This is a genomic window from Actibacterium mucosum KCTC 23349, assembly GCF_000647975.1.
GTDB lineage: Bacteria > Pseudomonadota > Alphaproteobacteria > Rhodobacterales > Rhodobacteraceae > Actibacterium > Actibacterium mucosum.
In genome coordinates, this window is record NZ_JFKE01000001.1 from 624161 (window position 1) to 637940 (window position 13780).

Annotated in this window: 13 protein-coding genes; 2 read left to right on the forward strand and 11 right to left on the reverse strand. The window is 61.2% G+C overall.

Going from position 1 to position 13780, the window contains the following annotated elements; translation table 11 throughout:
- Positions 1 to 68: 68 nt before the first annotated feature.
- Positions 69 to 2198 carry a polyribonucleotide nucleotidyltransferase gene (gene pnp, locus ACMU_RS03060; protein WP_035255886.1) on the reverse strand — a complete coding sequence of 710 codons (2130 nt, stop codon included), beginning with the start codon at positions 2196 to 2198 and terminating at the stop codon, positions 69 to 71.
- A gap of 254 nt (positions 2199 to 2452) precedes the next feature.
- On the opposite strand from pnp, the gene ACMU_RS03065 reads away from it, so the two are divergent.
- Entirely contained in the window at positions 2453 to 3214 is a 762-nt protein-coding gene (locus ACMU_RS03065) for an HpcH/HpaI aldolase family protein (protein ID WP_035255887.1), read from the forward strand.
- Positions 3215 to 3284: 70 nt separating this feature from the next.
- On the opposite strand, the gene rpsO is transcribed toward ACMU_RS03065, so the two are convergent.
- Positions 3285 to 3554, reverse strand: a complete 270-nt coding sequence (gene rpsO / locus ACMU_RS03070) for a 30S ribosomal protein S15 (RefSeq protein ID WP_035255889.1) — start codon at positions 3552 to 3554, stop codon at positions 3285 to 3287.
- A 316-nt stretch (positions 3555 to 3870) separates the two neighbouring features.
- On the opposite strand from rpsO, the gene ACMU_RS03075 reads away from it, so the two are divergent.
- Positions 3871 to 4971, forward strand: coding sequence for a calcium-binding protein (locus ACMU_RS03075; RefSeq protein WP_051587844.1), 1101 nt, complete (start codon positions 3871 to 3873; stop codon positions 4969 to 4971).
- Here the strand turns inward: ACMU_RS03075 and ACMU_RS03080 are convergent.
- The 9 genes from ACMU_RS03080 to lspA form a co-directional block, all read right to left on the reverse strand.
- Entirely contained in the window at positions 4968 to 5258 is a 291-nt protein-coding gene (locus ACMU_RS03080; RefSeq protein WP_035255895.1) for a DUF5665 domain-containing protein, read from the reverse strand. The genes ACMU_RS03075 and ACMU_RS03080 overlap by 4 nt on opposite strands.
- Before the next feature lie 70 nt (positions 5259 to 5328).
- Positions 5329 to 6279 (reverse strand): calcium-binding protein, encoded by a 951-nt coding sequence (locus tag ACMU_RS03085; RefSeq protein WP_161635612.1) that lies wholly within the window; start codon positions 6277 to 6279, stop codon positions 5329 to 5331.
- Between the two features lie 155 nt (positions 6280 to 6434).
- On the reverse strand, positions 6435 to 6941 hold the full coding sequence (locus ACMU_RS03090) for a DUF1643 domain-containing protein (protein ID WP_035255899.1): 507 nt from the start codon (positions 6939 to 6941) through the stop codon (positions 6435 to 6437).
- A complete protein-coding gene (locus ACMU_RS03095) occupies positions 6938 to 8092 on the reverse strand; it encodes a DNA recombination protein RmuC (RefSeq protein ID WP_035255901.1) in 1155 nt (384 codons plus the stop codon). The genes ACMU_RS03090 and ACMU_RS03095 overlap by 4 nt, the downstream gene beginning before the upstream one ends.
- Positions 8089 to 9921 (reverse strand): DNA mismatch repair endonuclease MutL, encoded by a 1833-nt coding sequence (mutL, locus tag ACMU_RS03100; protein ID WP_035255902.1) that lies wholly within the window; start codon positions 9919 to 9921, stop codon positions 8089 to 8091. The genes ACMU_RS03095 and mutL overlap by 4 nt, the downstream gene beginning before the upstream one ends.
- 52 nt (positions 9922 to 9973) lie before the next feature.
- Entirely contained in the window at positions 9974 to 11287 is a 1314-nt protein-coding gene (locus ACMU_RS03105; RefSeq protein WP_035255903.1) for a M16 family metallopeptidase, read from the reverse strand.
- The gene (locus tag ACMU_RS03110; RefSeq protein ID WP_081805363.1) at positions 11284 to 12633 is read right to left on the reverse strand and encodes a M16 family metallopeptidase; all 1350 of its coding nucleotides are present in this window, start codon (positions 12631 to 12633) and stop codon (positions 11284 to 11286) included. The genes ACMU_RS03105 and ACMU_RS03110 overlap by 4 nt, the downstream gene beginning before the upstream one ends.
- Before the next feature lie 86 nt (positions 12634 to 12719).
- On the reverse strand, positions 12720 to 13256 hold the full coding sequence (locus ACMU_RS03115) for a DUF3035 domain-containing protein (protein ID WP_035255904.1): 537 nt from the start codon (positions 13254 to 13256) through the stop codon (positions 12720 to 12722).
- Between the two features lie 52 nt (positions 13257 to 13308).
- Positions 13309 to 13779, reverse strand: a complete 471-nt coding sequence (gene lspA / locus ACMU_RS03120; protein ID WP_035255905.1) for a signal peptidase II — start codon at positions 13777 to 13779, stop codon at positions 13309 to 13311.
- Position 13780 lies beyond the last annotated feature (1 nt).

Below are 13780 nucleotides of genomic sequence, written 5' to 3' on the forward strand. Positions count from 1 at the left end.
ACAGCCCTTCGTATAAAAAAGCCCCGGCCGATTGACCGGGGCTTTTGCATTCTAATGCGTGGGCCGGGTTATTCGGCCTCTTCCTTCTTGGCTTCCTCGCCGGTTTCCTGATCGACCACTTTCATCGACAGGCGTACCTTGCCGCGGTCGTCAAAGCCCAGCAGCTTGACCCACACTTCCTGGCCCTCTTTCAGGACGTCCGAGGGGTGGTTCAGGCGGCGGTTCTCGATCTGGCTGACATGCACCAGACCGTCGCGCTTGCCAAAGAAGTTCACGAAGGCGCCGAAATCGACGATCTTCACAACCTTGCCCTTATAGATCTTGCCTTCTTCCGGCTCGGCCACGATCGAGTGGATCATGTCGTAAGCCTTCTGGATGGCCTCACCGTTGGGCGAGGCGATCTTGATGATGCCATCGTCGTTGATGTCGACCTTGGCGCCAGACACTTCCACGATCTCGCGGATCACCTTGCCGCCCGAGCCGATCACTTCGCGGATCTTGTCGGTGGGCACCTGCATGGTCTCGATGCGCGGCGCGTGGACCGAGAACTCGGCCGCCTCGGTCAGCGATTTGGACATCTCGCCCAGGATGTGCATCCGGCCTTCCTTGGCCTGGGCCAGGGCTTTCTCCATGATCTCGGGCGTGATGCCCGCAACCTTGATGTCCATCTGCAGGCTGGTGATGCCATCGGCGGTGCCGGCCACTTTGAAGTCCATGTCGCCCAGGTGGTCTTCGTCCCCCAGGATGTCGGTCAGGATGCCATAGCTGCCGTCATCTTCCAGCACCAGACCCATGGCCACACCGGCCACCGGCGATTTCAGCGGCACACCCGCATCCATCATGCTGAGCGAGCCACCGCAGACCGACGCCATCGACGACGAGCCGTTGGATTCGGTGATTTCCGAGACCACGCGCACCGTATAGGGGAAGTCGGTTGCCGCGGGCAGAACCGCCTGCAACGCGCGCCAAGCCAGCTTGCCGTGACCGATCTCACGACGGCCCGGAGGGCCCACGCGACCGGCTTCACCAACCGAATAGGGCGGGAAGTTGTAATGCAGCAGGAAGTTCGACCGGAAGTTTGCGTGCAGCGCGTCGATGATCTGTTCATCGTCGCCGGTGCCCAGCGTGGTCACAACCAGGCCTTGCGTCTCGCCACGGGTGAACAGGGCCGAACCGTGGGTCCGCGGCAGCATGCCGGTTTCGCACACGATCGGGCGCACCTCGTCCAGCGCGCGGCCGTCGATGCGGCGGCCGTTCTTGACCACGTCACCACGCAGAACGCCGCTTTCCAGTTTCTTCAGGGCCGAGCCAAGGTTCGCGTCTTCCTGCTGTTCCTCGGTCAGGCCTTCGATGATGGCTTCCTTCACAGCCGCAACAGCAGCCACGCGTTCCTGCTTGTCGCTGATGGCATAGGCGTCGCGCATCTTGTCTTCGCCGGCGGCTTTCACGGCCTCGTACAGGTCGCTGTAATCCGGGGGCGAGAAGTCAAACGGCTCTTTCGCGCTTTCTTCGGCCAACGAGATGATCAGGTCGATCACCGGCTGGATCTGCTCATGCGCAAAGTTCACCGCGCCCAGCATCTCGGCCTCGGACAGCTCGTAGGCTTCCGATTCCACCATCATCACGGCGTCTTTGGTGCCTGCAACAACCAGGTCCAGACGCTGTTCGGGCTTGGTGCGCAGCTCGTCCATGTCGTCCACGGCCGGGTTCAGCACGTATTCGCCATCGACATACCCCACGCGGGCACCGCCGATCGGGCCACGGAACGGCGCGCCCGAAATGGTCAGCGCGGCGCTGGCAGCGATCATTGCGACGATGTCAGGGTCATTCACCAGATCGTGGCTCAGCACCGTGCACATTACCAGAACTTCGTTCTTGAAGCCGGGCACAAACAGCGGGCGGATCGGACGGTCGATCAGACGCGCGGTCAGGGTTTCCTTCTCGGAAGGACGGGCCTCGCGCTTAAAAAAGCCGCCGGGCACTTTACCAGCGGCATAGTATTTCTCTTGGTAATGAACGGTCAGCGGGAAAAAGTCCTGACCGGGCTTGGGTTCCTTGGCGAAGGTCACGTTGGCCATGACCGAGGTCTCGCCCAGCGTCGCAATGACCGACCCATCGGCCTGACGGGCAACCTTGCCGGTTTCCAGTGTCAGGGTGTCTTCGCCCCACTGGATTGATTTCTTTGTTACGTTAAACATCAGCGTATCCTGTAACGGAGCACTCCCGGCCTATCCGGGTCTCCGGTTTGCATGGCGGCCCCATTGCCGCCGACCCCAAATCCTTTTCATGTGCCCGGGGTCAGGGGCAGCACGTCTCAGATGGCAGGGCCATATAGGAAAATCCGGCGGTTGGGAACAGGGAAGTTTTTTCACTGCTGCGCAAACAGGCGCACTTGGCTGGACATTGTTCGGGCGTCGCCCTCTACTGCGAGGCGAGAAAAAGGGGGGCAGTTATGGAAATGCACAAGAACCTGTTCAAGGCGGCGCTGAAATCCGGCACGCAGCAGCTGGGCATGTGGAATACCATTCCGGGTCTTGCCGTGCCCGAGATGCTGGCCGGGGCCGGGTTTGACTGGGTGTTGATCGATACCGAGCATACGCCGGTGGACATGGCCGAGATTGTGACCGCCCTGCAGGCCATTGGGCAATACCCGAATGTTTCGGCGTTGGTGCGGCCGGTGGCCAATGATCCGGTGGTGATCAAACGGCTGCTGGATGTCGGGGCGCAGACATTGCTGGTGCCCATGGTCGACACGCCCGAACAGGCCGCCGCCGCCGTTGCCGCCACGCGTTATCCCCCCGAGGGGGTGCGCGGCATGGGGCTGACCACGCGGGCGGCCGGGTTTGGCCGGGTGGCGAATTATGTTCAGGCCGCCGCCACCGAGATCTGCGTGATCGTACAGGTCGAGTCGGTAACCGCCCTGAACAATCTTGATGCCATCGCCGCGACGCCCGGCGTGGATGCGGTGTTCATCGGCCCGTCGGACCTGTCGGCCAGTATGGGGCATCCGGGCAATCCGGGGCACCCCGACGTGCAGGCTACCATCGACACCGCGTTCGCCCGGCTTCACGCGATGGGCGTGCCCACCGGCATCATCTCGTTGGATCCCGAGGCCGCCAAACGCTATCTCGCTGCCGGGGTCGGTTTTGTCGCCGTTGGGATCGATCTTGCGGTGTTGCGGCAAAACATCGACGCCCTGCGTGCGCAGTTCTGAGCGGCGCAAAACATTAAAAAACCCGCCTCGGACAAGGCGGGTTCTTCAAACACTACGTTAAACTTCTGCCTTAACGGCGGATGCCCAAACGTTGGATCAGGTCCTGGTAACGGGCCTCGTCATTGCCGCGGGTATAGTCCAGCAGCTTACGACGCTGGGCAACCATCTTCAGCAGGCCACGACGCGAGTGGTTGTCCTTCTTGTGGGACTTGAAGTGCTCGGTCAGGGTGTTGATCCGGCTGGTCAGGATTGCGATCTGCACTTCGGGCGAACCGGTGTCGCCTTCCTTGGTCGCGAATTCCTTGATCAGGCGATTCTTTTCTTCAGCAGTAATCGACATCGGGGTCTCCTTAGTTAAGGGTGAATGGCGCAAGCCGGGATGTCGTCCAGCAGGGCCCATGGAGCATCGTTGGATATTTCCTCCGACGATTGCGGGCGTATACGGGATTTGGACGCTCTTGAAAAGGGGTTGCTTGCTGCTCGCTAAATTGGGTTTAGATTCAATACAATAGGGCAAGGCCGCGCTGCATTGTTTCCCGAACCTTTTCCGGGGGCGGCAAATGCTTTCCATCGCCAATCACCTGGTTTCTAAGGGTTGTGCACCTCTTGTTAAGGTTAATTGCGCGTAATTCGGGTAACCACAGGGAGACTCGATAATGATTGGTCTGTTTGCACTTCTTGGCCTTATGTCAGCCGGCCTGGCCATCGGCGCGTTTGGTGGCGATGATATGCCAAATGACTCTGTCAGCACCGAACCCAGCGATGGGCCAGACCGGCTGATCGGTACAGAGGACAACGATCTTCTCAATGCGCTGGATGGCGGTGACTTCATTGACGGCAAGGGCGGCGATGACGAACTGGTTGGCGGTCGCGGCAATGACACGATTTTGGGTGGTGCTGGCAATGACACCATCGATGGTGCCGAAGGCGCCGATACTCTGCAAGGCGGCGAAGGTAATGATTTCATTGCCGGATTCTTTGGAAAGGACGTGATCGAAGGCGGGCCGGGTGACGATGAAATCGACGCCGGTGGCGGCGACGATACCGTCAACGGCGGCAAAAACATGGACCGTATCTCGGGCCGCGACGGAAATGATTTTCTGGACGGTGGCGACGGTGGTGATCTGCTGAACGGCAACGATGGCGACGACGAGCTTGTCGGAGGGGCCGGGCAAGACACCCTGAACGGCGACGCCGGGAATGACCTGCTGTCTGGTGGCGGCAATGACGACACGCTGACCGGCGGCGAGGGTGATGACGCGTTGAACGGTGGTGCCGGAAACGACCGGCTGGAAGGCGGCAGCGGCGCAGACACGCTGGTTGGCGGTACTGGTGTGGACGTGATGCTGGGCGAGATCGGAAACGACACGTTGAACGGGGTGACCGGCGGCGACGGCGACCTGCCCGCATCCGACACGGACGACCCGGATTTCCTGTTTGGAGGCGCCGGCGAAGATACGTTGGTGTTGGGAACTGGCGACTTCGCAAATGGCGGGTCGGGGGCAGACACATTTGCAACCGGCAGCTTCGTGGACACGTCTAACCCCGCTTCTGTGCAGGACTTTGATGCCGGTGAAGACCGGATCGAGATCTATTTCGACCCAGCAGTCGACGGTCCGTCACCTGTTGTGACGACCGTGCCAACTTCGCTGAACAGCTTTACCGTTCTCTTTGACGGCAATGCGATCCTCAGCTTGCGTGGCACCATCCCAACGGACCCGGATCAGTTGGTTCTGGTCGAGACAAGCTATGCCTAATTGGCGGACGAGCGGCCCTGTTCCATTTCTTGCGCAATCGATTTTGCCCAGTCTCCAATGATCGGGATAAAGTCGATTTGCGTTAGGAAATAGGCCGCAACGGATACCAGGATCGTTGCCCCCATCACGGTTCCCAGACCTACGGCCAAACCCCGGACCACGCTATAGCCGATCATACCACCCAACGTACGGTGTGCGCGCATGTAGCGGCTGGAATTCAAGCGGGCGAGCTCGCGGTTGAGAGAGGAAACTGCCTCTGCAAGGTCCGGTGTGTCGGTCGGTTTCATCGATGGTTCCGTCGCTGTTCAACAAAACCAAGCTAGGTAAACCGCGCTGTTATTCCAAGAATAGATGTGATCAGGCGGCTTGACCCATCGCCGCCGAGATCGTGCTTTGCGCAACCAGAGAGACATCGTCCAGATTCAGATCGGTGACGCCCGGCAGATCGGCCAAGGGTAATCCGTCAAGCATCAGAATACCGTTGTCGGCATCGGCTTGAAAGCTGAGAACCGGATCCGGGTGTGCAGCGTCATCGTAAAGGACTACAAGCGTGTCTTCGGCACCATCGAAGTCTTCGATTGTTGCCGCGTTTTCGGCCTGAATCCAGTCACCGACCACAAACGTGTCGGCGTCGTCGCCACCGTGCAGATTGTCGTCCGAGCCGCCAATCAAGGTATCCTGACCCGCGCTGCCGTTCAGATAGTCGCGAATCTGGTCATCAATCAGATTGCCGTCGTCATCAATATTCACACCGGCAATGGTGTCGTTTCCGTCATTCCCGTTCAGAACGTCGGCCCCCGCGCCGCCAACAAGCGTGTCGTCGCCGGCTCCGCCCATCAGCCCGTCATTGCCTTCGCCGCCGTTCAGCATGTCGTTGCCGTCAGCGCCCAGAATCTCGTCGTCGCCGCCCTCACCAAAAAGGGTGTCATCCCCGGATTGGCCATGCACCGCATCGTTGCCTTGACCGCCTTGGATCAGGTCGCTTCCATCGCCACCTTTCAAGGTGTCGTCGCCGCCATTACCAATCAGGGTGTCGTCGTCGCCCGCGCCGTCGACGATATCGTTGCCCGCACCAGCTTTGATCGTATCGCTGCCATCGCCACCATGCAGAACGTCATGGCCCATGAAGCCCATGATCGTTTCATCCGCTTCACCGCCAATCAGGGTGTCGGCGCCATCAGTGCCTTCCAAAAGCAGATCGGGCGCGTCGGAAGGTACCGTCAGGTCATCTTCTTCAGGTTCGGGCGCGTTCTGATCCTGTTCTTCGTCGTCGTTGGCGCCAGTGAAATCCACTGACATCCCAACCATCAACAAACCAAGCAACCCGGCCAATCCGAACATTGCGCACCCTTTCTACATCGCTAGCTGCCCATGCGGGCGCACCCCACCGATGCCATCTTAGGTTGTAACACGGGGGCGGCGAAGTACAAAACTACAGGATGGTTAACCAGAAGTAAGCGGCGTCATTGCCAGGGTTGCAGCTGCTGCGCATAGGGTACGTAAAGCGGGTGCCGCGGGTGCCCCTCTTTTGTGAGACCAAGGTGAACCAGTGGTGGCTTTGCGTTTTTCAGTTTCAACAAGACCACGCGGTTCCGATCCATCCACGTGCCGTGTACACCCCAGGCTGCCAGAACCGTTTTTGCCCCACGCGCCGCGTTCAGCATCACACGATCATTGGCTGGTCCAACGGGTGCAGAGGATTTCTTAAGCAAGGAAGGATGGGTTTCGCGCCACGCAAAAAGGTTAGTGATCGAGATACCACCATAGCCCAGTTGAACTGCACGACGCTGACAGCGTTCGATGGTGGGATCGTTGTCGCGCTCGTTTGCTTTCGAGGGGTTCAGCATCACGTACATCAGCACGCCCCGGTCGCCGTCCCAGACACGTTCCAGCAGATAGCGATAGTGTTCGCAGTCGGAGTATTTCGCCCGCGACACGATGCCGTCGGCCGTGTATTGCCTTGTGATCATCCGTCGCGCGGTTGCAGGGTGACCACCTGCGCGCCCTCGTCGGCGGCCAGCTCCTCGAAATCGAAATTGTCCAGACGCCGCGCCCGCCGCCCGGCCTTGTCGGCCGAGATCTTGATGTCGGCGATATCCTTGGCGGCCTGGCCAAAATGCCGGTCCAGGTTATCAACCCGCGTGCCCAGCCGGTCCACATCGGCGTAAAGCAGCGCCAGTTCCTTGCGGATGGCGCCGGCCTGCTCGCGCATGCGGGCGTCTTTCAGGATGGCGCGCATGGTGTTCAGCGTGGCCATGCAGGTGGTGGGCGACACGATCCAGACGCGGGCCGCAAACCCTTGCTGCACAAGGTCGGGGAACTTGGCGTGCAGCTCGGCATAGATCGCCTCGGAAGGCAGAAACATCAGCGCGCCATCGGCGGTTTCCCCGTCGAGGATGTATTTCTCGGAAATGTCGGTGATGTGTTTGCGCACCGCGGTTTTGAACAGCTGAATGGCTTGTTTCAACGCGCCTTCGGTCTGCGAGGCCATCATCGCCTCGTAGGGTTCCAGCGGGAACTTGCTGTCGATGGCGATGGGGCCGGGCGGGTTGGGCAGGTGGATCAGGCAATCGGCCCGCTTGCCGTTCGACAGCGTCGCCTGCAGGGTGAAACTGTCGGCCGGCAGGGCCTTGGTGACGATGTCGTTCAGCTGGATCTCACCAAAGGCGCCGCGGGTCTGCTTGTTGGACAGGATGTCTTGCAGCGACAGCACGTCGCCCGACAGTTTGGTGATGTTTTCCTGCGCCTTGTCGATGGTCTGCAGGCGCTGCTGCAGCTCGCCCAGCGACTGCGCGGTGCGGCGGGCCGAGCCGTGCAGGTTCTCGTTCATCTGCTGGGTAACGGTCTGCAGGCGCTGTTCCATCAGTTGCAACATCTGCGCCTGGCTGGCGGCCTGCGCCTCGGACACATGGGTTAAACCGCCGGTCAGCTGCTGTTGGCCCGCGGCCAGCGATTGTACGGCGCGGTCCAGCTGATCCATCTGGTAAATCACCGGTTCGTTGGCCCGGGCAGCCTGACCGGTGCGGCGCAGGATGGCCAGCAGGATCAGCAGACCCAGCGCGGCGGCCAGGATCATGGCCAGTTCCGGCGGGTTCAGGGTGATGTCGCCAATGGTGATCATGTGCGGCCGAACAGCCTTTCGATGTCTCTCAGTTGCAGTTCCACATAGGTGGGGCGGCCGTGGTTGCATTGGCCGGAATGGGGCGTCGCCTCCATCTCGCGCAGTAGCGCGTTCATCTCGTCGGCGCGCATCCGGCGGCCCGAGCGGATTGAGCCGTGGCAGGCCACGCGGCTGAGGATCGCCTCGAGCTGCGATTGCACCGCGTCGCTGGTGCCCAGATCGGCCAGCTCGTCCAGGATGTCGCGCAACATCGCCGCGGCGTTCACCTCGCCCAGCAGGGCCGGGGTTTCGCGCACGGCCACCGCGTCGCCGCCGAACGGTTCGATGGTCAGGCCCAGCTGCGCCAGGGCATCCGCCGCGTTCAGCAACGCGGCCCGGTCATCGGGCGACAGCTGCACGATCTCGGGGATCAACAGCGCCTGCGCGGCCACGCCGTTTTCGGCCATCTGGCGTTTGAGTTTCTCGTAAACCAACCGCTCATGCGCGGCGTGCTGGTCAACGATCACCAGCCCGGTTTCGGTCTGCGCGATGATATAGTTCTCGTGGATCTGCGCCCGGGCGGCACCAAGCGGTAGGTCGGCGGGTTCTTCGGTGACCTCTTCCACACGCGCAGATGGCTGGGCCGCTTCGGCAAAGCCCGGCGCCGCTGGCGGGGCCTGCATGGCATAAGCGGTGTTGATTGTGCGCGGGGCGGGGCGATCCATCTGATAGACACGCGGCGTGGCGGGTTCGGGCTGCATCGCGCCCAGCGTGGCCTGCGCAACCGTGGTTGACGCGCGGTGCCCGGCCCCGGCCAGCGCATGGCGCAGGGTTGACACGATCAGCCCGCGCACGATGCCGGGTTCGCGGAACCGAACCTCGGACTTGGCGGGGTGCACGTTGACATCAACCAGATGCGGGTCGCAGGTCAGGAACAGGGCCGCCGCCGGGTGCCGGTCGCGGCTGAGGAAATCGGCATAGGCACCGCGCAGCGCGCCGATCAGCTGCTTGTCGCGCACCGGGCGGCCGTTGACAAAGAAGAACTGCGCCACCGCCGCGCCGCGCGAATAGGTGGGCAGGGCGGCAAAGCCGGTCAGGGTAAAGCCCTCGCGCGTGGCATCAATCGGCAGGGCGTTTTCGGTGAACTCGCGGCCCATGATCCGGGTCAGCCGGCCGCGCAGCGCGTCGAACATGTCGCCGGTTTCGGGCTCGGCGCGGAAGGTCACGCGCCCCTCACCGCCGCCCGAGGTGTCGCGCAGGGTAAAGCCGACGCCGGGTTCGGCCATCGCCAACCGCTTGACCACATCGGTGATGGCCTGCGTTTCGGCGCGGTTTGAGCGCAGGAATTTCAGCCGCGCCGGTGTGGCATAGAACAGATCGCGCAGCTCGACCACGGTGCCGGCGGACAGGGCGGCAGGTTTGACGGGGGCGATGGTGCCGCCGGAGACGGCGATTTCCGCCGCGGCGTCACCGGCCACGCGCGAGGTGATGGTCAGACGCCCTACGGCGCCAAGCGACGGCAGCGCCTCGCCGCGGAACCCGAATGAATGGATATTCAGCAGGTCGGTGCCGTCGATTTTCGACGTGGCGTGCCGCGACAGGGCAAGGGGCAGGTCACCCGCCGCGATGCCGTGCCCGTCATCGGCGACACGGATCAGGGTCTTGCCGCCATCGGCAATGGTCACCTCAACCCGCCGCGCGCCGGCGTCCAGCGCGTTTTCCACCAGCTCTTTCACCGCCGAGGCCGGGCGTTCAACCACCTCGCCGGCCGCAATCCGGTTGATCGCGGCCTCGTCCAGCTGCCGAATTGCGGGCCGTTCAGCGCTTATGTTGGGGTTGGGGCGGTTCATCCTACTATCCGTAGCATGCCCGCCCCCGATTCGACCACCGGGGAATGCGGTGTCAGTTGGTGGTGCTTTGCACCCCTTCGGGCTGTCCAACCACCACGAAATGCAGAGCGTCGGCGTCCAGAATGCGGGCAGCAACCCGGCGCACATCGTCCAGCGTAACCGCGTTCACCTTGTCATTGCGGGTGGCGATATAGTCGAGGCCCAGCCCCTCCATCTGCATTCCGACAAGGATGTTGGCGATGGTGCCGTTGCCGTCGAACCGCAAGGGGTAGGCGCCCGTCAGATAGGTTTTGACGGCCTCCAGCTCTTCCGCCGTGATCCCTTGGGTCGCCGCCTTGGTCCATTCGGCGCGGATGACATCCATCGCCTCGGCGATCCGGTCATTGGCCGAGGCAACGCGGCCCAGCACAAGCTCGGCATAGTCCAGCGGATAGAGGTAGGTGTAAACGCCATAGGTCAGCCCGCGTTTTTCACGCACTTCTTCCATCAGGCGGCTGGAAAACCCGCCTGATCCAAGAACACTGTTCAGAACAAAGGCGGGGAAAAAGTCGGGATCGTCGCGCGTGATGCCTTGGTGACCAAACAGGGCCACCGACTGTGGCGTGTCGAAAGGCACTACTGTGATGCCGCCGCTCAGCGCATAGTCGGCGCGGTTGACGAACGGTGCGCCGGTTTCGGGCAGATCAGCAAAAAGGCGGTCCAAGAGGATACCCAGCGCTGTGGGCGTGATGTCGCCAACGGCGCTGACAAACAGGCGATCACGGGCCATGACGCGGTCTTTGGCCTCCAGCAGGTCATCGCGCGTCAGGGCCGCTACGCTTTCCGGCGTGCCGTCCAGCGATGTGCCGTAGGGATGTGCGCCAAAAGCCAGCGCGTTGAACCGGTTCGAAGCGATGTCATCCGGGTCCTTGGCTTCGGCCCGGATATTTGCCAGCACCTGGTTGCGCACGCGATCCAAGGCCTCTTGGTCAAAACGCGGTTCGGTCAAAGCGAGACGCAGCAATTCCACGGCTTCGTCGCGGTTTTCCGACAGGAATTGGGCCGAGATCGTCATGGAGTCGTTGTAAACGTCAAAATTGTAGCTGGCAGCCAGCGCGTCACGTGCTTCGGCGAAGCCCCGCGAATCGAGTGTACCGGCGCCCTCTTCCAGCGTTGCGGTCATCAGGTTGATAGCCCCGCGTTTTCCCTCAGCGTCCAGCGACGCACCGCCTTTGAACCGCACTTCAAGCGCGACAAACGGGATATCGTGGCTTTCCACCAACCAAGCGCCGATCCCGGCAGGTGATGTTATCGTCTGGATGTCCACATCGGCGCGTGCCGGAAGCGTGAAAAGGACGACGATGGCAATCAGAGCAGCACGGATCATTGGCTTACCTCCGAGGCGTCGGCGCGCATGACCCATCCGGTCACCGCGCGTTTGCGGTCAAATAGTCGTTTAGCGGCGTTCATCACATCCGAAGGCTGCACGTCTTGCAGGATCTTGGGCCAATCCTGCACGTCCTGAACCCCCAAACCCATGGTCAATGCCTCGCCGTAGCGGCGGGCGAGGCCCTGTATATTGTCGTCGGCATAGATCCCCGAGGCGCGCAGCTGCATCTTGACGGTTTCGAACTGCCGCTGATCGATGCCGGTATTCAGAAAGTCGGTGATCACCGTGTCCATCGCGTCTTCGATTTCCTGCAAGCTGGTGCCCTCTGCTGGCAGAACGATCAGGCCAAAGGTCGATGGATCAACCGAAAGGCTGCTGTAGAAGGCGGTGGTATAGAGCGCGGTTTTTTGTTTGAACTCCAGTTCGTCCCCGAGAACCGAGGTTGCGCCGGCACCTCCCAGCAATTCCGCAAGATAAACCAGCGCAGCGGCTTCTTTCTGGTCGCCGGGATTACGTTCCGGGGCCAAGTATGTTCGCACGACGTAAGGCTGGGCAATTCGCGGGTCTTCGAACAAAAGTCGACGTTCGGCCCGTTGTGGCGGCTCTTGCGGGCGTACGCGGGGTGGCAGGTCGGGATTTGCAGCGATCGGGCCAAAATAGGTCTGCGCCAACTCCAACACCTCGGCCGGGTCTACATCGCCGGCGACCACAAGGGTTGCGTTGTTTGGTGCGTAATAGGTGGCATAAAAGTCCAGCGCATCTTGGCGGGTTAAACCGAGGATCTCTTCACGCCAGCCGATAATCGGGATTCCGTAGGGATGGTTCAGGTACTGGGCGGCGGAACGTTGTTCATTAAACAGCGCTTGAGGGCTGTTTTCGGTCCGTTGGTTGCGTTCTTCGATCACCACGTCCAGTTCGGTTACGGCATCAACTTCGGTCAGGATCAGCCCGGTCATGCGGTCTGCCTCCATCTCCATCATCAATGGAAGACGGTCGGCGGCAACGCGCTGAAAATACCCGGTATAATCATAGGATGTGAACGCGTTGTCCGAGCCGCCATTGGCCTCGACAATGTCCGAGAACAGTCCGTTGGGGTACTTTTCGGTGCCCTTGAACATCAGATGCTCAAGATAGTGGGCCACACCCGATTTGCCGGGCGGCTCGTCTGCCGCACCAACACGATACCACACCATGTTCACAACGACAGGGGCGCGGTGATCTTCGATCACGACGACATCCATACCATTGTCGAGTTTGAAACTGGAAACATCGGCTGCCGAAGCAGTGCCGGCAGCAACGCCGAACAGCAAAACCAACAATAACCGATGGAATAGGCGCGGCATTCGCGATCCTCCCTGAAACGTCCTGAGGTCTACGCTAGCCCAAAGCTTGGAGCGATCAAGCGCTCAAACGCGGATGTGATGCCGCGCTACTCCAACAATTCGGGTGGCGCACCAACAGTTTTCACGCCAGCGCGGCGCCAACGGTAAAGCTCGCCATACTGGTCCAGCGATTGCGGTTCGTAGGCGACGAAATACACGTTAACGTTCAACAGACGTTCCAACAGGCGGCCATCGTTCTGACGGCGGTATTCCAGATCTTCGGCAGCCAGGGTTTCCCGGATGTTGGTGGATACGCCAAAACGCGAGGCCTGTGAAACCAATGCGCCGTCCGTCCGCGGCACGCCTGCGGTTGTGATGCGCGAAACATTGCCACCCAATGCCAAAACGGCGTCGGCTTCCGGGGTTGGATCAACACGGTTTGCCCCACCCGGAGTGGGCTCAGGCAGCGCCGCCAAATCCTCGGGCACCTCAATCGGTTTGGTCGGAAGAACCGTGAATTCGTCCGGCGTTCCGTCGGGCGAGCGGATATTAAGCAGCGAAGGTTGCTTTTCCTTTCGCCCACAGCCGGCAACGGCCATTGCGGCAACCAGGGCAATCAGAACCGGAATTTGTGCACGCCGCATCGGGCACTCCTTTATTCGTCTTGGGTCTGTTTACCGCAAGGTTGCGGGCGCGTCACGTGGTCTTGTTGTCCGAGGTGAAAAGAACCAGCCCGACAGCACCGATGAAGATCGCGATATCCGCGATGTTGAATGAGAACGGGTTGTGTATCCCGCAGCATGACATGTTCAGGAAATCGGCTACTGCGCCATAAAGCACGCGGTCGATAACGTTGCCCAGGGCTCCGCCGATCAGAAAGCCGCCAGCGACCCAGACAATGGGCCGCTGTGTCTGGCCACGCAGCCACCACAGCACCCCGGCGGAGACCGCCAATGCCAAGGCCACCAAAACCCACCGCATAGCGCCCGAGCTATTGGCGAAGAGGCCGAAGTTAATGCCCTCGTTCCATGCCATCCGAAAGGTCAGCAACGGAGGCAAAACGTCGATGGTCAGCCGTTCGTGCAGGCGCATGTGAAAGACCACCACGTATTTCGACAACTGGTCGGCAACGAAGATGATCAGGGCGGTGAGGGCAAGCAGGCGCATG